Origin of the sequence: Raoultibacter timonensis, from assembly GCF_022845715.1 — a bacterium.
GTDB lineage: Bacteria > Actinomycetota > Coriobacteriia > Coriobacteriales > Eggerthellaceae > Raoultibacter > Raoultibacter timonensis.
In genome coordinates this window covers 2,469,353-2,488,116 of record NZ_AP025564.1, presented here as the reverse complement: position 1 = coordinate 2,488,116, position 18,764 = coordinate 2,469,353, and the positions used below count along the sequence as shown (strand labels likewise).

Sequence of the window (18,764 nt, the reverse complement as noted above, 5' to 3'; positions counted from 1 at the left end):
GATGGACGAACCCGTGCAGACAGATCCGGCCAAGAAGCACGCCCCGACCTCTCTCGGGCGCGTGCTCGTTTTGGGGCTCGGAAAAAGCGGAAGGGCCGCAACGGCCTATCTGAGCGCGCTTATCGGCGACCGCGTCGAGAGCGTGACGGTTGCCGCGGGGGATAAGACCGATGCTGCGCTCGCGTTCGCCGAATCCGCGCAGGCCGCTGGCGCGCGCGTATTGTTCGACCATCGCGAGATCGAAGGGGCGTACGATGTGTGCGTGGCGTCTCCGGGCATCTCCCAGTTCTCCGATTTCTACCGTTGTGCCGCGAAAGCCTCGACCGAGATCATCAGCGAAGTGGAACTCGCCTGGCGCGAGAGCCCGGCCGACTCCCGCTGGGTGGCGGTAACGGGCACGAACGGCAAGACGACCACGACGGCGCTGATCGCGCACGTGCTCGATTGCGCGAACGTCGCCGCCAAGGCGGTCGGCAACATCGGCGATACGTGTTTGGAGGCGGTCGCGGCCGGGGGAACCGATGTGTTCGTTGCCGAGACCTCGTCGTACCAGTTGGCTTCGACCTCGCTCTTCGCGCCCGAGGTGGCCGTGGTGCTCAACATCACGCCCGATCACTTGAGCTGGCATCGGTCGTTTGAGAACTACCGGGATGCGAAATTCAAAGTGCTCGACAACCTTTCTGCGGTCGATGGGGCCGTGGCCGTGTTCGATGCGACCGATGCGGTGGTGCGCGAGAAGGTCAAGCAGGTACGCGCCCTCGGTCCGACGCGCGGATACGCCTACGTTCCGCTCGGATCGAAGGCGGGCCTCGACGCGAGCATGCGCGAAGCGTGCGGGAGCGAGAACGCCGCCTACCTCGACAAAGGCGAGCTCGTCGTCGAATTCGGAGGCGAGGTGTCGCGACTGTGCTCGACGGGCGACCTCAAGATCAAGGGTATGCACAACGCCTCGAACGCTCTCGCGGCGGCAAGCGCCGCGCTCGCACTCGGCGTCGATGCGCAGCGCGTGGGCGAGGGCTTGCAAACGTTTTCGCCTCTCGAGCATCGCATCGAACCGTGCGGCACCGTGGCGGGCGTTGCGCTGTACAACGATTCGAAAGCCACCAACGTCGACGCGACGCTCCATGCGCTCGACGCGTTCGGAGCCGTGAAGCCCATCGTGCTTCTGGGCGGAGACGACAAGGGCACCGATCTCGCGGAGCTCGTCTGCGCCGCCGAGCGCCACTGCAAGGCGGTGGTCTGCTTCGGGGCGGCAGGGCCGCGGTTCTTCGAAGCGTTCGCGCATGCATCCCTTCCCGTCATGCAGGCGCCGACGCTCGAGCCCGCGCTCGATGCGGCACTCGAGGCCGCCGAGCCGGGCGATGTGGTGGTGCTGACGCCTGCGTGCGCCTCGTTCGACGAGTTCGATTCGTTCGAACATCGGGGGCGGGCGTTCAAAGGTCTCGTGAAGCGACGAGCCGAGCAGGAAGGCGCTGATTAGGACCGTGGCGCGCAGGGCTCAAAACACACCATCAACCTACCCGAACAAGCCCGCATCATCACCACGATCGGCGGGGTCTGTGCCTTCGCATATCCAAGGCCCCCGTATCCTGCTGCTGCTCTCGGTGTTCGCGCTGCTCCTGCTCGGGCTCGTCATGGTGTACTCGGCCGGTTCCATCGAGGCGATCAGCGAAGGAAGCTCTCCGGCAGCTTATTTCACCAAGCAGATCGGCTTCGCCGTCATCGGGTGCGTCGGCGCGTTCGTGCTCTGGAAGTTCATCCCGTACCACGTATGGTCGGGCAGGCTTCTGTGGCTCGCGTGGATCGTCGCCGTGCTGCTCTTGCTGTTCACTGCCGTCATGGGAACGGTGGGACTCGGCGCGCAACGTTGGCTCTACATTGGGACGATCGGCATCCAGCCCTCCGAGTTCGCCAAGATCGTGTTCGTGCTCATGATGGCGCGCATCCTCTTCGATTTCCGCAACGGCGATATCGATGTGAGAAGCCTGTTCGTGCAGGTGGCGCTTCTTATCGTTGTTCCTCTTTTCATCATCTACCGCACGCAATCGGACCTCGGCACCACGATCATCTGCTTCGTCGGCATTCTCATGGTGCTCTGGATCGGGGAGGTGCCCCTCAAGTACATCTTGCTGCTCGTGCTCGGCGGCCTCGCCTTCGCGGCGCTCGCTTCGATGGTGGGATACCGCCAGGATCGCTTCGTGTTCTTGAACCCGTGGGACGACGGTGAGGACGGCTACGGCAACGGATACCAGCTCATCCATTCGTTCTATGCGTTCGCCGAGGGGGGCTTGTTCGGGGTGGGACTCGGCAACTCGCGCGAGAAGTTCCTCTATCTGCCCGAAGCCGAAACCGACTTCATCTACGCGATCATCGGCGAGGAGCTCGGGCTGATCGGAGCGCTTGCCGTGCTCGCGTTGTTCTTGCTGTTCCTGTACGCAGGCATCCGCGTTGCCCGCTCGGCACCCGATAACTTCGGTGCGATGATCGCGGGCTCGTTCACGATCATGATCGTGTTCCAGGCGTTTCTCAACATCGGCTGCGTGCTGGGCATGCTTCCCACGACGGGCAAGCCGCTTCCGTTCATCTCGTCGGGCGGCTCGTCGTTGATCGCCTGTTTGTTCATGGTCGGCTTCATCCTGTCGGTGTCTCAGCATTCGGATGTGCCGAGCGTCTACGAGCAGAGGCGGCAGGATCTGCGGATCGTTCGCTCGACGTCGTCGCGCGGTTCGTCTCCGTCGCGCAGCGGGGCCTCGTCGGGCAGCGGCGCTTCGCGCCGCGGACGTTCGGGTCCTTCGAATTCGCGCGGCAGATCAGATTCGAGTAGGAACAGGGCGAGGAGGTAGACCATGGTCATCGTGTTATCAGGCGGGGGAACCGCAGGGCATATCAATCCGGCGCTGGCAGTGGCCGAGGTGCTCGAATCGCGCGGGCACACCGTGCTCTTCGCCGGTACGCCGCAGGGCGTCGAAGCGCGTCTCGTGCGCGAGGCGGGCATCCCGTTCACCGCGTTCGAAGCGGCCGGCTTCGATCGCAGCCGGCCGGCGAGCATCGTCTCCGCCGTGGCAAAGATACTCAAGAGCACGCGCGACGCGAAGCGCTGGTTCGCCGATGTGCGGCCCGACGTTGTGGTGGGCTTCGGGGGCTACGTTTCGATTCCCGTGGGCCGCGCCGCCGAAATCATGAACATCCCCGTGGTGGTCCATGAGCAGAACTCGGTCATGGGCATGGCGAACAAGTACCTCGGCAAGCGCGCGAAGGCCGTCGCGCTCACCTACGAGGTGGCCGGATCCGCGCTCGACGATACGTCGAAGGTGGTCGTGACGGGCAATCCCGTGCGCTCCTCGGTGCTTGCTGCGAAACGCGAAGACGGCCGCGCCATGCTCGGCATTCCCGGCGATGCGCTCATGCTGCTCGTGTTCGGCGGCAGCCTCGGCGCGCGCCATATCAACACGGCGGTCTGCGCGCTCAAGCAACGGCTGCTTGCGGTCGATGATCTCTTTATCGTGCAGGTGACGGGACCGAAGGAACTCGAAGCGGTCGAGGCCGATCTCGCCCTGACCGATGAGGAGAAAAAACGTTGGAAGCTTTTCGGCTACCAGGATCGCATGGGAGAGACGCTCGCTGCGTGCGATATGGTGGTGTCGCGTGCGGGAGCGACCTCGCTCGCCGAGATATCGGCGCTCCACATCCCCGCCATGCTCGTGCCGTTCCCCTTTGCCACCGAAGACCACCAGACCACGAATGCGAAGGCGTACGTTCAGGGCGGTGCCGCCTACATGATGCCCGACGATCAGGTCGAGGGCGACCGGTTCGCCGAGCTTCTGTTCTCGATGGTCGGGGATGCGGCGGTGCGCGATCGGATGCGCGAAGCATCGAAGGCGTTTAAGACGAAGGACGCAGCATCGAGATTGGCAGATGTTGTGATCGCGGCAGCCGAAGGGCGCTAGCGGCGATACAATGCCAGCGGCGGGATTGCAGCTTCGCGAATGCGCAGAGATGCGCGAGCGCAGGGTTCAGCAGACGAAAGGTACACCGAAACTACCATGACAGATAATCGCATCGAATCAGTTCACTTCATAGGGATCGGCGGCGTCGGCATGAGCGGCATCGCACGGGTCGCCCACGACCAGGGCATGCGGGTGACCGGATCCGACCTCAAGGAGAGCCGCTACACCAAGCAGCTCAAGGAGGCCGGCATCGACGTATACATCGGCCATAGCGCCGACAACATCCCCGAAAGCGATCCCGACGTCGTGGTCGTATCGACGGCCATTCTCGACAACAACCCCGAGTACACGGCGGCGCGGGAGCGCGAGCTGCCCATCTGGCACCGCGCGAAGATGCTCGCCGAGCTCGGCCGCGGCAAGCTGACGCTCGCGGTTGCGGGCACCCATGGCAAGACGACGACGTCTTCGATGCTCGCGAGCACGCTCGATGCGATGGGAGAGGATCCGAGCTTTCTCATCGGAGGCATCGTGCGCGCCTATTCTACGAACGCCCACTCGGGAGACGGCCCGTACTACGTCGTCGAAGCGGACGAGAGCGACAAATCGTTCACCTACCTCGATCCCAAGGCGGTGCTCGTCACCAACATCGAGGCGGATCATCTCGATCACTACAGCGGCATCGAGGAAATCTACGGGCTGTTCGGCCAGTTCATCGGTTCGGTTCCCGCTGACGGCGTGTGCGTTGCGTGCGGTGAGGACGCCTCGCTTGTGCGCATAGCGCGCGAAACGGGACGCACCGTTTACACCTACGGTTTCGGCGACGAGTGCGATATCCGCATCCTGTCCTTCGAGACCCGCGGCATCGGAAGCGATTTCGCCGTGGCGTTTCCCGACGGAAGCGAGGTGGCAGCTCATATCAAGCAGAACCCCGGCAGGCACAACGTGCTCAACGGCGCAGGCGTGCTCGCTCTGGTGTGGGCGCTCGGGTTGCCCGTGGAGGCCGCCGCCGAGGCGCTCGCGCACTTCTCCGGCGTTCGGCGGCGGTTCGATCTGGCGGGAAGCGCGGCGGGCGTCACCGTTATCGACGACTACGCCCATCATCCCACCGAAATTGCAGCCACCATCCAGGCTGCGAAGAAGCTCGACTTCAAGCGCGTGCACGTGCTGTTCCAGCCCCATCGTTATTCGCGCGTACCGCTGTTCACCGAAGTGCTGAAAGACGAGTTCGGTTCCGCGTTCGATGCAGCCGACTCCGTGACGTTCATGGACGTGTACCCCGCGGGCGAAACGCCCGTTCCCGGCGTGTCGGGCAAGACGTTTCTCGACGTGGTCCTCGATCATGCGGGCCATCCCGATGCGGCCTACGTTCCGCGCCGCATCGAAGTGGTGCCCTACCTCGCCTCGAAGGCGGCGCCGGGCGATCTCGTCATCACGATGGGCGCGGGCGACGTGACGGCGATCGGCCCCCAGCTCGTTTCCGTGCTCGAAGAGCGCGGACGTGCTGCCGGGTGCGGCGAATAAGGACGCTGCGATGACCGCGCGCCACACTTCGGCTCTCGAGGCCCTGCTCGTCGACCAGTCCTTCGACGGAGACATCTATCCGGGCGAGCCGCTTGCCCGCCATACTTCGTACCGCATCGGCGGACCCGCCCGCTTCTACGTGTGCGCCTCGTCGCTTTCGGCCCTTTCGCAGCTCGTGAAAACGTGCGAGGCGAGCGGGGTCGAATGGCTGGTGATGGGGAAGGGGAGCAACCTTTTGGTCTCTGACGAGGGCTTCGACGGCGTCGTCGTCACCCTCGGCAGCGATTTCAAGACGTGCCGCTTCGACGAGGAGCGCTCCTCGTTCGCGGTCGGTGCGGGCGTACCCCTCTCGTCGGTCGTGCAGGATGCGTTCAAGCGGGGCCTTGCGGGCCTCGAGTTCGCCGTCGGCACGCCGGGAACCATCGGCGGCGCGGTGCGCATGAACGCGGGCTCTCGCGACGAATGGATCGGATCGCGCATCGTATCGGTTACGACGCTTTCGACTTCATGCGGTCTCAAGCGCTATGCGGGCACCGATATCGCGTGGGGGTACCGCACATGTTCGCTTCCCGCCGACGAGATCGTGCTCGAATGCGAGCTTTCGGTGCAAAGTGCGCTGCCCTCGTTCATTCGTGGGAAAATGGAGGCCGCGCTTGCGAAGCGCAAGAAATCGCAGCCGCTCAACCAGCCTTCCTGCGGGAGCGTGTTCAAGAACCCCGAAGGGCATTCGGCGGGCGCGCTGATCGAGGAAGCGGGGCTCAAGGGCGTGCGCACAGGCGGCGCGCAGATTTCTGAAAAGCATGCGAACTTCATCGTGAACGTCGACAACGCGACGGCGCGCGATGTGATGGAGCTCATCGAGCTCGCACGTACCAAGGTGAAAGAAGCTTATGGCATCGAATTACAACCGGAAGTCCGCTTCCTCGGGTTCTCGTAGGAAGCCTGCGACGCGAAGCGGCGGGGCTTCGGCGTATTCGACGGGTCGCGGCGCTTCGCGGCAGCAGCCGAGAAGCCAGGCGACCCGCGGCCGCTCAAGCGCACCGCGCTCCCGTCAGGCGGGCGGCTACGGCGCGCCCCGGGGCGGCAGGCAGGTTACGTCGGTGCGCATCGGCGATATCGACCAGGTCACCCGCAACGCGCGCGCCCAGAAAACCTATCGGCGCTACATCATCCGCATCGGCCTGATCATCGGGCTCATCGGCGCGCTCGCCATCGGCGGCGCGGTCGTGTACAACTCCAACCTGTTCACCGTCACGAACGTGACCGTTACCGGCGTCGAGCACCTGACTGCGACCGAAATGACCGAACTCGCATCGGTTCCTGCGGGAACGACGCTGCTGCGCGTCGACGCGGGCGGCATCAAGGAGCGATTGCTCGCCGATGCATGGGTGCTGGACGCTTCGGTGAACCGCATATTCCCCGATACGCTCGAACTCGCCATCACCGAACGAACCATCGCGGCGGTGGTGAGCGTGCCCATCGACAGCGCGCAGACGACCGAAGACTGGGCGATCGCCTCGGACGGGACATGGCTCATGGCCATTCCCGCAAAGGGGTCGGAAGCTTCCAAGACCATCAGCCAGAAGGTGTACGAGGATGCCGAGAACGTGCTCCATATTTCGGATGTGCCGCTCGGCGTGTCGCCCGAGGTGGGCGCGCACTGCACCGACGCCAACGTCAACAACGCGCTCGACATCGTAAGCGGGCTGACGACCGAGCTTGCCGATCAGGTGAAGTCGGTGAAGGCGACCGAGACATCCTCCACGGTGCTCACGCTCGAAAACGGCATCGAGATCTCGTTCGGCGAAGCCGGCACGACCGAGGAGATACGCAACAAGGAGCGGGTCATCCTGCAGCTTATGGAGGAAAACCCCGGCACGATCGCCTACATCAACGTGCGCGTGGTGGACCGCCCCACGTGGCGTTCGCTGTAGGGCGGAACGCGGGTGCTGCTCCCAGGCCCGCGCAAGCGCGGCCGTCGGCGCTTCCTGTTGGCGCGAGGGTCCATGCGCGCCTCGGCCCGCTCCGCGTTTCGCCTCGGCTTCGCTGCGGTCGTAGGCGAAGGTGCCCGTTTCGGTAGGCTTTCGCCCCTTCAGCGCTCGCACCTGCGCCGTTGCGCCGTCGTGTGACGAATTACCGTTTTTTGACGTATCTGTTGTTTCACCGTGCTGTAATTTGCAATTGCAGTATCATCGTGTACAATAACGCCACGTTCTAAAACGTACGTATACGCAGGAAAACGCAGCATTTGAAAACGCAGCATATGTGGGGAGTATAGGATGCCAAACATAACAGGTCCCGAGCATTTGGCGGTCATCAAGGTAGTTGGTGTTGGTGGCGGCGGCACGAATGCAGTCAATCGCATGGTCGAGGCTGGCATTAAGGGCGTTGAGCTCATTGCCGTGAACACCGACCGACAGGCCTTGCTCATGTCCGATGCCGATAAGACGATCCATATCGGCGAAGAGCTCACCCGTGGCCTGGGTGCGGGCGCGAACCCCGAAGTCGGTTGCCAGGCAGCAGAAGAGAGCCGTGCGGAGATCCGCGAAGCGCTCGCCGAAGCCGACATGGTGTTCGTCACCGCCGGCGAAGGCGGCGGAACCGGTACCGGTGCCGCTCCCATCGTAGCTGAGATCGCGCGTGAGGAAATCGGCGCGCTCACCGTGGGCATCGTTACGAAGCCCTTTTCGTTCGAAGGACGTCTGCGCCGCAACCAGGCGGAGCAGGGCATCGATCTTCTATCTCAGAAAGTCGACACGCTCATCGTCATCCCGAACGACCGCCTGCTCGAGATCGTCGAGAAGAAGACCACCATGCTCGACGCGTTCCGCATCGCCGACGACACGCTGCGCCAGGGCATCCAGGGCGTCACCGACCTCATCACCATTCCCGGTCTCATCAACCTCGACTTCGCGGACATCCGCACGGTTATGAAAGATGCGGGCACCGCGCTCATGGGCATCGGCCGCTCTTCGGGCGAGAGCCGCGCGCTCGACGCCGCGCAGCAGGCTACGAACTCCAAGCTGCTCGAATCCTCGATCTCGGGCGCCTCGCGCGTCCTGTTCTCCATCGCCGGCGGCCCCGACCTCACCCTCACTGAGGTCGACGAAGCGGCCCGCACGGTCGAATCCTGCGCCGACGAGAGCGCGAACATCATCTACGGCCAGATCATCGACGAGTCGCTCGGCGACGAAGTGCGCATCACCGTCATTGCAACGGGCTTCAAGCAGGGCGCATCGCAATCTTCGATGGATTTTTCGCGTAAGGATCTGTTCGCTTCGACGACGCAATCCGCTCCCGAGCCGGTGCAGCAGCCTGCGTCCGTCAATTTCTCGAACACGCCGAACGGCCGCTTCGCCGACGAGGACTATATCCCGGACTTCCTGAAGCGCCAGCGCTAAGCCGCATAAGCTGTTTCACGTATCATGGAAACGACCCTTGAGTTGCCATTGCCGCATCTGACCAAGGGTCGTTTTGCGTCTCTTGAGGTTATCACCGACGAAGCGCTGTTCGAGTGCACCGGCGTGCGCATCGCATTCACCGAACGCGCGGGGGGCGCAAGCGAGGGGCCCTTCGCTTCGCTCAACCTCGGCGACCATGTAGGCGACGATCCCGTGCGCGTTGCGCGCAACCGCGCGATCGTGGCCGAGGCGTTCGGCATCGCTCCCGAAAACCTCGTGGTGCCCCGTCAGGTCCACGGAAGCCGCATCGTGCGTATCGGGGAAAGCTCCGCTGAAGCGGTTGCGCACGCCCGCGAGGAGTCCTCGGCGGGAGCGGACGGCCTTGCCGTCGAGGCATCGGACGTGGCCGCCCTTCTATGCTACGCCGATTGCGTTCCCGTTATCCTGGTATCGCCGAGCGGGCGTTTCGTAGTCGTACATGCGGGTTGGCGGGGCGTGGTGAACGGGATAGCCGAAGATGCGGTGCGGTTGCTGTCCCGCCTCGACAAGGAGGACGGCCTGGGTGCGACGGCATCCCGTACGAACGTCTACCTCGGCCCCCATATCCACAGCGAGTGCTTCGAAACCGGCGAAGACGTGCGCGCGCAGTTCGTCGATCGGTTCGGAAGCGCCTGTGCGCCCGACCGTACGCACGTCGATCTCGGCGCTGCGCTTCGCACGGGTTTGGCCCGTGAGGGCGTCGAGCGCGTGTGCGATGCGGGCGTATGCACGGTTTGCGATAACGATCGGTTCTTCTCGCATCGCGCCCAGAATGGCACCGCAGGGCGCCACGGCGCGTTTGCGGTTCGAAAGGGATGAGAGCTATGAGCATACAGACACGATACGGTTCGTTGGCGGACCGGATCGAAAAGGCCTGCCTGAGCGCGGGTCGCGATCCGCGCGAGGTCACCTTCGTAGCCGTCTCGAAGACGGTCGGCCCCGACGAGGTAGCGCAGGCGTTTTCTGCCGGTGCGCGCAACTTCGGCGAGAACAGGCCTGAGGGCCTGCTGGAAAAATCACCGCGGTTCAATGATGCCACCTGGCATTTCATCGGTAACATCCAATCGCGCCGCATTGGCGATATCGTTGCACACGCCGATCTCGTGCACTCGCTTTATCAGGCGCGCCATGCCGATAAGATAGACGCCGCCGCTCGCGAGGCAGGCAAGGTGCAAGACGTGCTCCTCGAGGTGAACGTGTCGGGGGAGGCGAGCAAGAGCGGGCTCGCGCCCGACGAGGTCGAAGGAATGCTCGAGCACTGCCTCGGGCTTGCAAACCTTCGGGTCTGCGGATTCATGACCATGGCCCCTCAGGGGGATCAAAGCGTTGCCCGGGCGAGCTTCGAGGGCTTGCGCGAGCTTCGCGACAGACTCAAAACCGCCCATCCCGCGTGCGACGATCCTCGTTTCATGCATGATCTTTCTATGGGAATGAGCGAAGATTGGCGCGAGGGTATAGCCGCGGGCGCTACCATAGTCCGAATCGGGAGAGCAGTTTTCGATGATGCCTTCGAATGAGCGGGCATTTCGCAATAGAAGCAAGGCGCCGGACACGCAGCATCCGGCCGAAACGAAGCAGGTGATACGATGGAACTGCCAAGGATAGGGAAGTCTGACGGGGGAATGCTCAGCGGAATCAAGAGCAAGCTCGGTCTTGGCGACAGCAACAACGGCGCCTACGATGACGAATACTACGACGACTACGGCGACGAGTACGGCGAAGGATACGAAGAGGACTACGGCGAGTACGGAGAGGGATACTCCGACGACTACGGCTACGAGGAGCGCGGTTCGTCGCGCTCTGCGCGCACGGGTGCCCACAGCGCATCGTCGCCCCGCTTGGTGTCGATCGACGATGTGCGGGCCAACACCCAGGTGCCCGAGAGCTTGAAGCGGGATCCGCTGCCGCCTCGGCACGCAACCTCTGCGACGACCGCTTCGACATCCTATTCGGCGGGTTCCTCCTCGTACAGCGCGGGTTCGGGCTATCGTTCGAGCTACGGCTCGTCGCGCCAAGTCGAGCGTGCAGCCGATTACCTGCGCAGCACCGAGACGAGCGACCTTCCCTCGGGAACCCAGCGTTCCGAGGGGCTGAACTCGCTGTTCACCTCGACGGCTGCCGCGGCGGACGCTTCCTCCTCGACGCAGGCATCGCCGTCGTCGAGCTACGACCCCTACGAGGCGTACGCGGGATCGGGCGCCTCCTCGCACAACCCGACCCGTTCGCTCAGCGTGCTCAAGCCTTCGAGCTACGGTGAGGTCGAGCGCGTGGCGAAAATCGTCAAGGCGGGCGACGTGGTGGTGCTGTCGCTGCGCAATACGCCCGATCATCTCGCCAAGCGCATCCTCGATTTCTCGTTCGGCGTCTCGAGCGCCCTCGATGCGAGCGTCGAGTGCATCGCCGACAAGGTCTTCGTGATCCTGCGCGGTAACGCGCTATCCGCCGACGAGCTGACGGCTTTGCGGAACCAAGGCGTGCTGTAATGGTGCAGCTTTCGAAGGACGTGCGCATAGCGCTCATCGGAGGCGGCAAGATGGGCGAGGCCGTCATGGGCGGCTGGATCGCCTCCGGCAAGGAACCCGCAGCGTCCCTTACGGCCGAGAACTTCGTCGTGGCCAACCCCGGGTTGCCGCGACGCGAGCACCTCGAGCAAGCCTACGGAGTCGCCTGCGTCGAGCAGGCCGTCGACATCGATGCGGCCGATATCGTGGTCCTGGCGGTCAAGCCCCAGGTGATGATGGGCGTGCTCGAGGCGATATCCTCCGAGCCGCAATTTGCGGAGTGCCTGTTCGTCTCCATCGCCGCCGGCATGACGACCGAGCGGCTGCAAACGGCGCTTCCCTCGCGGGCTCGTTTGGTACGCACGATGCCGAACACGCCGCTGCTCGTCGGCGCGGGGGCAACGACCGTGTGCGGTTCTGCGAGTGCGACCGAAGGCGATATCGAGCTTGTGCAGGCGCTGTTCTCCTGCCTCGGGGCCGCCTTCGTGGTCGACGAGGACGATATGGATGCGACCGGTGCTCTTTCGGGATCGGGGCCCGCTTATGTGGCGGCCATGATCGAGGCGCTTACCGCCGCCGGTGCAGGCGAGGGACTCGATGCCGGCTTGGCCGAGCAGCTTGCCCTGCAGACCGTGTTCGGCACCGCCGAGCTCATGCGCGAAACGGGCCAAACGCCCGAGCAGACGCGCATCGCGGTATGCAGCCCCGGCGGATCGACGCTCGCCGCCCTTGCTGCGATGGACGAAGCCGGGCTTTCCCGGGCATACGAGGCGGGCGTGCGCGCCGCCGTACAACGATCTAAGGAGTTAGGTGCATGCTAAGCTTCAAGTACCTGCTTTCGTCGCTCGTCGACGTGTACACCATGATCATTTTCGTGTACGTGCTCATGTCGTGGATACCGACGAAGCGGGGCATTCTGGCCGACATCGACAACGTGCTCGCGAAAATCTGCGATCCGTACCTGAATCTTTTCAGGAAATTTATACCTCCCCTTGGAGGAATGGTGGACGTTAGCCCCATAGTTGCCCTGCTTGTATTACAATTTGGATTACGTTTGATCTTAATGCTCTTTTAAGGCATTACCATGTGTTCGCAAGGACAAAGTGAAGGGAAATCGCAATGGCTATGACTTCGGCTGATATTCAGAATCAGAGCTTCTCCATAGACCGTAAGGGTTACGATGTGGATGAGGTCGACGTATTCCTCGAGCATGTCGCGAACGAACTCGACGATATGAACGCGATCATCGATCAGCTGCAAAGCGAACTCGACGACAACAAGTTCGGCGGCTTCGACCGTCCGGCCCGCAATATCCCCAGTGCTTCGAACGAGGAGCTTGCCGAGAAGGATGCCCGCATTGCGGAGCTCGAGCGCCAACTCGAAGAGAAGAAGGCCGACGGCAACGCTATCGCCCAGGCGCTCATCATCGCCCAGCGTTCCGGCGACGAGATCATCGCTACCGCCAACGCCGAGGCCGCTCAGACCCGTGCGGACGCCGAAGACGAAGCCCAGCGCATTCTCGACAAGGCGAACAACGAGAAGCAGAAGATCATGGATGCCATCAAAGATCTCGAAGAGGACCGCGAAGACGTCCGCGGCGAGTACCAGGATCTCCTGAAGGACTTCATCGAGTCCGCGAGCAAGAAGCTCGTCGAGATCGGCGGACCCGCTCCCGCATCCGTTGCGAGCGCGCATGCCAAGCCGGCAGCCCGTACCGCCTCAAAGGCTCAGGCGCCCATCCGCAAGGAAACCGCCGCCGCTACGACGGCTGCGGCTTACACGACGCCGTCTGCGAGCACCTCGTCGGTTGTCGTGCCCACCACGCCCAAACCCTCCCGGGTCGAGAAGGACCTCTCCGGCTTCGGCGATGCCGACGACGGCTTCGAGTTCGAGGAAATCGACTAAAGCAATCATGCGACGCGGGCTTCGGCCCGCGTTTTTTTATTCGGCAGGCGGTACGGGCGATTGGGCGGTTCCCTCATTCGGCGGCTTGCGGTTGCGTGCGGCGCTCGCGTTCGCGCTTTGCATTTGCGGCTCGCGTCCCGCGTGGCCCTTGCATTTGCGGTTGGGATTCCCGCACGGTTTGCACCCGGCAGCTTGTGCGCGTCCGCGTGATCCTCATGTCCGCCAACCGCCTCCGTGCGACGTTTTTCAGCCGATCGGTGCGCTCCTCTCTTGCATCATGCCTGGTCATGAAAAAATAGAAGGATGGAAACCGTCATTAATTGTCGCACGGAGGCGGTTGGCGGACAGGGAACTTCTTCGGTTCGCGCTCGCAGGTTTTGCGGCTGAGCTGCATGCGCTTCGCGGAATGCGCTTGCTTTTTGCCTGCTTGCATGCGGCATGCTTCAAAAGCGGCATGGGCGGGGTTTTCCCTATGCGCGTGCGTGGTTTCCACCATGGTTTTGTACGATAATTCTGAAAGCCGAAAAAAGCTGTTGACGATGACGTAGCGTCATCACGTATCGTTTTGTGCTGTTCGGGGCTTGCACCCGTTCGCGAAGACGAGATTGCCAAGGCGAGACGCTTGCGTCCGCCGAATGTAGGAGAACTGATGACCGATCCGGCATATCTGACGGTAGGGGATCTTGCGCGCCGCGTGGGGGTTACCGTGCGCACGATCCAATACTACGATCAGCAGGGCCTCCTTTCGCCGTCGGCGAAAGGGCCTCAAAACCAGCGTTTGTACACCGAGGAGAACGTACAAGATCTGTACCGTATTCTGACTCTGAAGTATCTGGGGCTTTCGCTTTCGGAGATCAAATCCGGTGCAGGACTTTTCCGCGATGCCTCGGCGTTTCATGCGCTGGCTGACGAGAAGATGGACGACATCGAGAAGGACTTCCAAGAGCTGTTCAAGCGGCTGACGACGATGCGCGCGTTGCTCGAAGCTTCGAACAACCCCGGCGAGGTCGAATGGGAGAACATGGCGGCGACCATCGAGCGGAGCCAGGACGATAGCCAGTTCTTCTGGAGGCTCACCTGCATCAGCGAGAGCGGCCTCACCGAGGCTACCGACGAGGACATCGCGCTGCGCGGCCAATCGGTATCCAAATGGCACGAGCTTATCGCCGACACCATCAGGCAGATGACCGAAAACGAGGCGCTCGATAGTCCGGGCAACCGCGATCTCGCGCGTCGATACCTCGAACTGGACGAATCGCAGCAAACGCTTTCGGCAAACCAGAACTTCATCCTCATGGAGAACATATCGCCGCATCGCGGCCATGCTGCGGGGCATTACGGGGAAGACGGCTCGTTCGACGAGCTGCGCCAGTCGGTGTGCGATCATCTCGATGCGGTGGTGGCGGCTTACCAGCGGGCAGAATAGAGGCAGGCTGCTCGATCCAAGGGCGCGGCATGGATACCGACCAATAAAGTAATACATTACTAAATAGACGAATAGCGACGAGAGGAAGGCACCGACGATGATCGTGTCATGGATGACGACGAACCAATGCAATCTCAAGTGCGTGCACTGCTACCAGGATGCCGAAGAGCAGCAGGAGCGCGAGCTTACCACCGAAGAGGGCATGAAGATGATCGACGAGATCGCCCGTGCCGGGTTCAAGATCATGATCTTCTCGGGCGGCGAGCCGCTTCTGCGCCCCGATATCTTCGATCTGGTCGCCCATGCGGCGCGTGCCGGCCTGCGCCCGGTGTTCGGCACGAACGGCACGCTCATCACCGAAGAGGTCGCCCGGCGCCTTAAGGAATGCGGAGCCATGGCGATGGGCATCAGCGTCGACAGCCTCGATCCCGCCAAGCACGACAAGTTCAGGGGCCTTGCCGACGCCTACGACCTCACCATGGCGGGCATCGAGGCGTGCAAGCAGGCGGGCCTGCCGTTCCAGCTGCACACCACCGTGGTCGACTGGAACCGCGACGAGGTGTGCGCCATCACCGATTTCGCCCAGGAGATCGGCGCCATCGCCCACTACATCTTCTTCCTGATTCCCGTGGGCCGCGGCGTGTACATCCAGGAGACGGGCCTCGAAGTGCTCGAGAACGAAGCGCTGCTCAAGGACATCATGCTCAAATCTGCCGAGGTCTCCATCGACGTGAAGCCCACCTGCGCCCCGCAGTTCACCCGCGTGGCCAAGCAGCTCGACGTTGGGACGCGGTTCTCGCGCGGGTGCTTGGCGGGGCTCACGTACTGCGTGATCGGTTCGGAGGGCATCGTGCGCCCGTGCGCCTACATGACCGAGGAGGCGGGCGACGTGCGCGAGACGCCGTTCGATGAGATATGGAAGACGAGCCCCGTGTTCGAGCGCTTGCGCACCGAGGAGTACAGCGGTGCGTGCGGCACCTGTGACTACAAGCAGGGGTGCGGAGGATGCCGGGCGCGCGCCGCGTACTACCACGACGGCGACATCATGGCGCAGGACGAGTACTGCGCCCACGGCCAGAAGCTCGAGGAAACGAACGGTGCGGCCGTTTAGGCGGAGATCGGGCGTGCGAAGCGCGCTGTTGGTTGGCACGGTACCTATGAACGGAAGGGAAGCGAAGATGGAAGCTGTACGACACGATGTGAAGGTGTTTCTTGCGGGGCTGGCGGCGGTGGTCGTGCTCTGCCTCGGGGCCACGGCTCTGCTCGGCTGCTCGTCGCAGGATGCGTCGAGCGAGCCGGCGGATAAGAATCAGGCTGCGGAATCGGATGCCGCTCAAGGCCAGAACGCGACAGAGCCCTATACGTTTACCGACGACACCGGCGCCGAGGTGACGGTGCAAAACCCCGAACGCGTGATCGCCTGCATGGGCAGCTTTGCGAATACGTGGGAGCTTGCCGGCGGAACGCTCATCGGCGCTTCCGACGATGCGTTCGAGAGCTATGCGATCGAATCGGCCGATGTGGCGAAGGTCGGCGACTTCTCGGCACCGAACCTCGAGACCATCATCTCGCTCGAACCCGATTTCGTCATCATGACGAGCGGATCGGGCGGACGCGGCGGCGATTCGAACCAGGCGGAACTCAAGTCGAGCCTTGAAGCGTCGGGCATTCCCGTGGCGTTCTTCGAGGTGACTACGTTCGACGACTATCTGCGAATGCTGCGCACCTTCTGCGACATCACCGGGCGCGACGATCTGTACGACAAAAACGGCCAAGCGGTCGCCGATTCCATCGAGGGGATCAAGGCGAAGGTGCCTGCGGGCGAGGAACCGAGCGTGCTTCTGATGACCACGTTCTCGGGCGGTACCCGCGTGCAGAATTCATCGAGCATGACCGGCGCCATGCTCGCCGAGCTCGGCGCAGCGAACCTCGCCGACGAGAACCAGAGCCTCCTCAAAGACTTCAGCCTCGAATCGGTGATCGAGCTCAATCCCGATTACATCTTCGTGGTGCCCATGGGCAACGACGATGCGGCCGCGATGAAAAACCTCACCGAGGCGACCGAGGCCAACCCCGCCTGGTCGACGCTCTCCGCCGTGCAAGACGGGCACTACATCACACTCGAAAAGGAACTCTTCCTCTACAAACCCAACGAGCGCTGGGCGGATAGCTACCAGACGCTCTTCGACCACCTGTATGCGTAACGTTTCTCCCATGAACGTGCCCCCTCGCAAGCATACCGGTGCGTGTATCGCCCTCGCCGTCGCCGCAGTGCTCGTTGCGGTGACGGCGGCGGCGTTCCTCGTGGGATCGTCGTCGGTGAGCCTCGGAGATCTTATCGCCTGGGCAACCGGGGGCGAGGTGAGCGATGCGGCGAAAAGCATCCTCGTGAACGTACGGCTTCCCCGCGTGCTCGCCGCGCTGCTCTCGGGTGCTGCGCTCGCGGTTGCGGGCGCCATCATCCAGGCGGTGCTCGACAACCCGCTTGCCAGCCCCAACATCATCGGCATCAACTCGGGCGCGGGGCTGTTCGTTCTCTTGGCCGCATCGCTTTTCCCCGGAATGCTCTGGCTGCCGCCTTTGGCCGCGTTTCTCGGGGCGCTTGCAACGGCGCTCATCATATTCGGCATATCGCTGGGCGCGAGTACGTCGAGGCTCACGGTGGTGCTCGCGGGCATCGCCATCACCTCGGTGTTCGGCGCCGGCATGAACACGATCCTCATCGTGAACCCCGATGCCTACATCGGGTCGTCGACGTTTCTCGTGGGCGGTCTGGCGGGCGTGCTCATGAAGGACATCCTGTGGCCCGCCGCCTACATCGTACTCGGCCTGATCGCGGCGTTCGGCGCAGCGGGCAAGCTCAACATCATGGCCCTCGGCGACCAGACGGCCCACTCGCTCGGCATGCGCGTTGCGCGGGTGCGCCTCTCCCTGCTCGGGCTCGCCGCCGTGCTTTCGGGCGCGGCTGTGAGCTTTGCGGGGCTACTCGGGTTCGTGGGTCTGATCATCCCGCATCTCGTGCGGTTCTTCGTCGGCTACGACAACCGTTACGTGCTGCCGCTTTCGGCGGCTGCGGGCGCGGCGTTCGTGGTGTTCTGCGATCTCTGCTCGCGCGTGCTGTTCGCGCCTTACGAGGTGCCCGTCGGCATCCTCATGGCGTTTCTGGGCGGACCCTTCTTCATCTACCTCATCCTCAAGAACCGAAAAGGAGGACTCGATGACCGCGGTTGAGATACAGGGCGTATCGTTCTCGTACGGCAAGATGCCGTTCATCGAGGATCTTTCCGCCTCCTTTGCGGCGGGCGCGGTCACGAGCATCGTCGGGCCGAACGGGTGCGGGAAGTCGACGCTCGTGAAGCTCATCGACGGATTGTACCGCCCGCAGGCGGGGCGCGTGCTTATCGGGGGCAGGCCGACGCTTGCGATGCGCGGTAAAGAACGGGCACGGAAGGTGGCGGTGCTCGCGCAGGCGTCGAGGCCGCCGGCCATGACGGTCGAGGCGCTCGTCGCCTGCGGCCGCTACCCCTACCAGTGCCACGAGGGGTGTTTGGGCCCCGAGGACAAGGAGCACGTGGAATCGGCTTTGGCACTTGCGGGCGTCGAGCGGTTCCGCAACCACGATCTGCGCCACCTTTCGGGCGGCGAGCGCCAGAGGGCGTTCATCGCGATGACGCTCGCTCAGGACACGGGCATCATCGTGCTCGACGAGCCGACGACCTACCTCGATATCCGAGCCTGCCACGAGACCATGCAGCTGGTGCGCCGACTCAATGCCGAGATGGGAAAGACCATCATCATGGTGATCCACGACCTCGATCTGGCGCTGCGGTACTCCGACAACCTCATGGTGATGGAGCGCGGCATCTGCTCGCATGCAGGTACCGTCGACGAGGTGCTCGAATCGGGCGCGATCGAGCATGCCTTCGGGGTGAGCATCCATGCGGTGGGATCGAGTTTCGGCCGTTCGTACAGCCTGTTCCCGGCGTAGGCGCGCCCACCGGGCGCGCCTACGCCGATCTTGGCG

18 protein-coding genes are annotated in these 18,764 nt (G+C 63.3%); all 18 read left to right on the top strand.

The window, feature by feature from the left end; translation table 11 throughout:
* Position 1 precedes the first annotated feature (1 nt).
* The 18 genes from murD to MWL89_RS10185 all read left to right on the top strand — a co-directional run bounded on the left by murD (position 2) and on the right by MWL89_RS10185 (position 18,728).
* Positions 2-1,480 carry a UDP-N-acetylmuramoyl-L-alanine--D-glutamate ligase gene (gene murD / locus MWL89_RS10270; protein ID WP_244385948.1) on the top strand — a complete coding sequence of 493 codons (1,479 nt, stop codon included), beginning with the start codon at positions 2-4 and terminating at the stop codon, positions 1,478-1,480.
* Between the two features lie 79 nt (positions 1,481-1,559).
* Positions 1,560-2,843, top strand: a complete 1,284-nt coding sequence (locus MWL89_RS10265; protein ID WP_244385947.1) for an FtsW/RodA/SpoVE family cell cycle protein — start codon at positions 1,560-1,562, stop codon at positions 2,841-2,843.
* A 3-nt stretch (positions 2,844-2,846) separates the two neighbouring features.
* Complete coding sequence (gene murG, locus MWL89_RS10260) at positions 2,847-3,947, top strand: undecaprenyldiphospho-muramoylpentapeptide beta-N-acetylglucosaminyltransferase (protein WP_244385946.1); 1,101 nt, start codon at positions 2,847-2,849, stop codon at positions 3,945-3,947.
* Between the two features lie 96 nt (positions 3,948-4,043).
* Entirely contained in the window at positions 4,044-5,468 is a 1,425-nt protein-coding gene (murC, locus tag MWL89_RS10255; protein ID WP_244385945.1) for a UDP-N-acetylmuramate--L-alanine ligase, read from the top strand.
* Positions 5,469-5,478: 10 nt separating this feature from the next.
* Complete coding sequence (murB, locus tag MWL89_RS10250) at positions 5,479-6,405, top strand: UDP-N-acetylmuramate dehydrogenase (protein ID WP_244385944.1); 927 nt, start codon at positions 5,479-5,481, stop codon at positions 6,403-6,405.
* Positions 6,359-7,402 (top strand): cell division protein FtsQ/DivIB, encoded by a 1,044-nt coding sequence (locus MWL89_RS10245; RefSeq protein WP_244385943.1) that lies wholly within the window; start codon positions 6,359-6,361, stop codon positions 7,400-7,402. The genes murB and MWL89_RS10245 overlap by 47 nt, the downstream gene beginning before the upstream one ends.
* A gap of 345 nt (positions 7,403-7,747) precedes the next feature.
* Positions 7,748-8,869, top strand: a complete 1,122-nt coding sequence (ftsZ, locus tag MWL89_RS10240; protein WP_102377786.1) for a cell division protein FtsZ — start codon at positions 7,748-7,750, stop codon at positions 8,867-8,869.
* Between the two features lie 24 nt (positions 8,870-8,893).
* Positions 8,894-9,727, top strand: a complete 834-nt coding sequence (locus MWL89_RS10235; protein WP_102377789.1) for a purine nucleoside phosphorylase YfiH/LACC1 family protein — start codon at positions 8,894-8,896, stop codon at positions 9,725-9,727.
* 5 nt (positions 9,728-9,732) lie between these two features.
* On the top strand, positions 9,733-10,425 hold the full coding sequence (locus MWL89_RS10230) for a YggS family pyridoxal phosphate-dependent enzyme (protein WP_244385942.1): 693 nt from the start codon (positions 9,733-9,735) through the stop codon (positions 10,423-10,425).
* Between the two features lie 69 nt (positions 10,426-10,494).
* Entirely contained in the window at positions 10,495-11,391 is an 897-nt protein-coding gene (locus MWL89_RS10225) for a cell division protein SepF (RefSeq protein WP_102377791.1), read from the top strand.
* On the top strand, positions 11,391-12,230 hold the full coding sequence (gene proC, locus MWL89_RS10220) for a pyrroline-5-carboxylate reductase (protein WP_102377792.1): 840 nt from the start codon (positions 11,391-11,393) through the stop codon (positions 12,228-12,230). Before MWL89_RS10225 ends, proC begins: the two co-directional genes overlap by 1 nt.
* Positions 12,224-12,484, top strand: coding sequence for a YggT family protein (locus MWL89_RS10215; protein ID WP_102377793.1), 261 nt, complete (start codon positions 12,224-12,226; stop codon positions 12,482-12,484). The genes proC and MWL89_RS10215 overlap by 7 nt, the downstream gene beginning before the upstream one ends.
* Positions 12,485-12,528: 44 nt before the next feature.
* A complete protein-coding gene (locus tag MWL89_RS10210) occupies positions 12,529-13,314 on the top strand; it encodes a DivIVA domain-containing protein (RefSeq protein ID WP_244385941.1) in 786 nt (261 codons plus the stop codon).
* Positions 13,315-13,963: 649 nt separating this feature from the next.
* Complete coding sequence (locus tag MWL89_RS10205) at positions 13,964-14,740, top strand: MerR family transcriptional regulator (protein ID WP_102377795.1); 777 nt, start codon at positions 13,964-13,966, stop codon at positions 14,738-14,740.
* Between the two features lie 97 nt (positions 14,741-14,837).
* Positions 14,838-15,851: a putative heme d1 biosynthesis radical SAM protein NirJ2 gene (gene nirJ2, locus MWL89_RS10200; protein ID WP_244385940.1), complete on the top strand. Its 1,014-nt coding sequence runs from the start codon at positions 14,838-14,840 to the stop codon at positions 15,849-15,851.
* Positions 15,852-15,918: 67 nt separating this feature from the next.
* On the top strand, positions 15,919-16,944 hold the full coding sequence (locus tag MWL89_RS10195; RefSeq protein WP_102377797.1) for an ABC transporter substrate-binding protein: 1,026 nt from the start codon (positions 15,919-15,921) through the stop codon (positions 16,942-16,944).
* Positions 16,945-16,954: 10 nt separating this feature from the next.
* Entirely contained in the window at positions 16,955-17,971 is a 1,017-nt protein-coding gene (locus MWL89_RS10190; protein WP_244385939.1) for a FecCD family ABC transporter permease, read from the top strand.
* Positions 17,958-18,728, top strand: coding sequence for an ABC transporter ATP-binding protein (locus MWL89_RS10185; RefSeq protein ID WP_244385938.1), 771 nt, complete (start codon positions 17,958-17,960; stop codon positions 18,726-18,728). The genes MWL89_RS10190 and MWL89_RS10185 overlap by 14 nt, the downstream gene beginning before the upstream one ends.
* The last annotated feature ends 36 nt before the right edge of the window (positions 18,729-18,764 follow it).

Excerpts from the sequence above, each read along its gene's own strand:
- murC (WP_244385945.1), top strand. The coding sequence starts at position 4,044 with ATGACAGATAATCGCATCGAATCAGTTCACTTCATAGGGATCGGCGGC.
- murB (WP_244385944.1), top strand. The coding sequence starts at position 5,479 with ATGACCGCGCGCCACACTTCGGCTCTCGAGGCCCTGCTCGTCGACCAG.
- MWL89_RS10195 (WP_102377797.1), top strand. The coding sequence starts at position 15,919 with ATGGAAGCTGTACGACACGATGTGAAGGTGTTTCTTGCGGGGCTGGCG.
- murD (WP_244385948.1), top strand. The coding sequence starts at position 2 with ATGGACGAACCCGTGCAGACAGATCCGGCCAAGAAGCACGCCCCGACC.
- MWL89_RS10235 (WP_102377789.1), top strand. The coding sequence starts at position 8,894 with ATGGAAACGACCCTTGAGTTGCCATTGCCGCATCTGACCAAGGGTCGT.
- MWL89_RS10185 (WP_244385938.1), top strand. The coding sequence starts at position 17,958 with ATGACCGCGGTTGAGATACAGGGCGTATCGTTCTCGTACGGCAAGATG.
- MWL89_RS10215 (WP_102377793.1), top strand. The coding sequence starts at position 12,224 with ATGCTAAGCTTCAAGTACCTGCTTTCGTCGCTCGTCGACGTGTACACC.
- MWL89_RS10190 (WP_244385939.1), top strand. The coding sequence starts at position 16,955 with ATGAACGTGCCCCCTCGCAAGCATACCGGTGCGTGTATCGCCCTCGCC.
- ftsZ (WP_102377786.1), top strand. The coding sequence starts at position 7,748 with ATGCCAAACATAACAGGTCCCGAGCATTTGGCGGTCATCAAGGTAGTT.
- MWL89_RS10225 (WP_102377791.1), top strand. The coding sequence starts at position 10,495 with ATGGAACTGCCAAGGATAGGGAAGTCTGACGGGGGAATGCTCAGCGGA.
- MWL89_RS10210 (WP_244385941.1), top strand. The coding sequence starts at position 12,529 with ATGGCTATGACTTCGGCTGATATTCAGAATCAGAGCTTCTCCATAGAC.
- MWL89_RS10205 (WP_102377795.1), top strand. The coding sequence starts at position 13,964 with ATGACCGATCCGGCATATCTGACGGTAGGGGATCTTGCGCGCCGCGTG.
- proC (WP_102377792.1), top strand. The coding sequence starts at position 11,391 with ATGGTGCAGCTTTCGAAGGACGTGCGCATAGCGCTCATCGGAGGCGGC.
- MWL89_RS10230 (WP_244385942.1), top strand. The coding sequence starts at position 9,733 with ATGAGCATACAGACACGATACGGTTCGTTGGCGGACCGGATCGAAAAG.
- murG (WP_244385946.1), top strand. The coding sequence starts at position 2,847 with ATGGTCATCGTGTTATCAGGCGGGGGAACCGCAGGGCATATCAATCCG.
- MWL89_RS10245 (WP_244385943.1), top strand. The coding sequence starts at position 6,359 with ATGGCATCGAATTACAACCGGAAGTCCGCTTCCTCGGGTTCTCGTAGG.
- nirJ2 (WP_244385940.1), top strand. The coding sequence starts at position 14,838 with ATGATCGTGTCATGGATGACGACGAACCAATGCAATCTCAAGTGCGTG.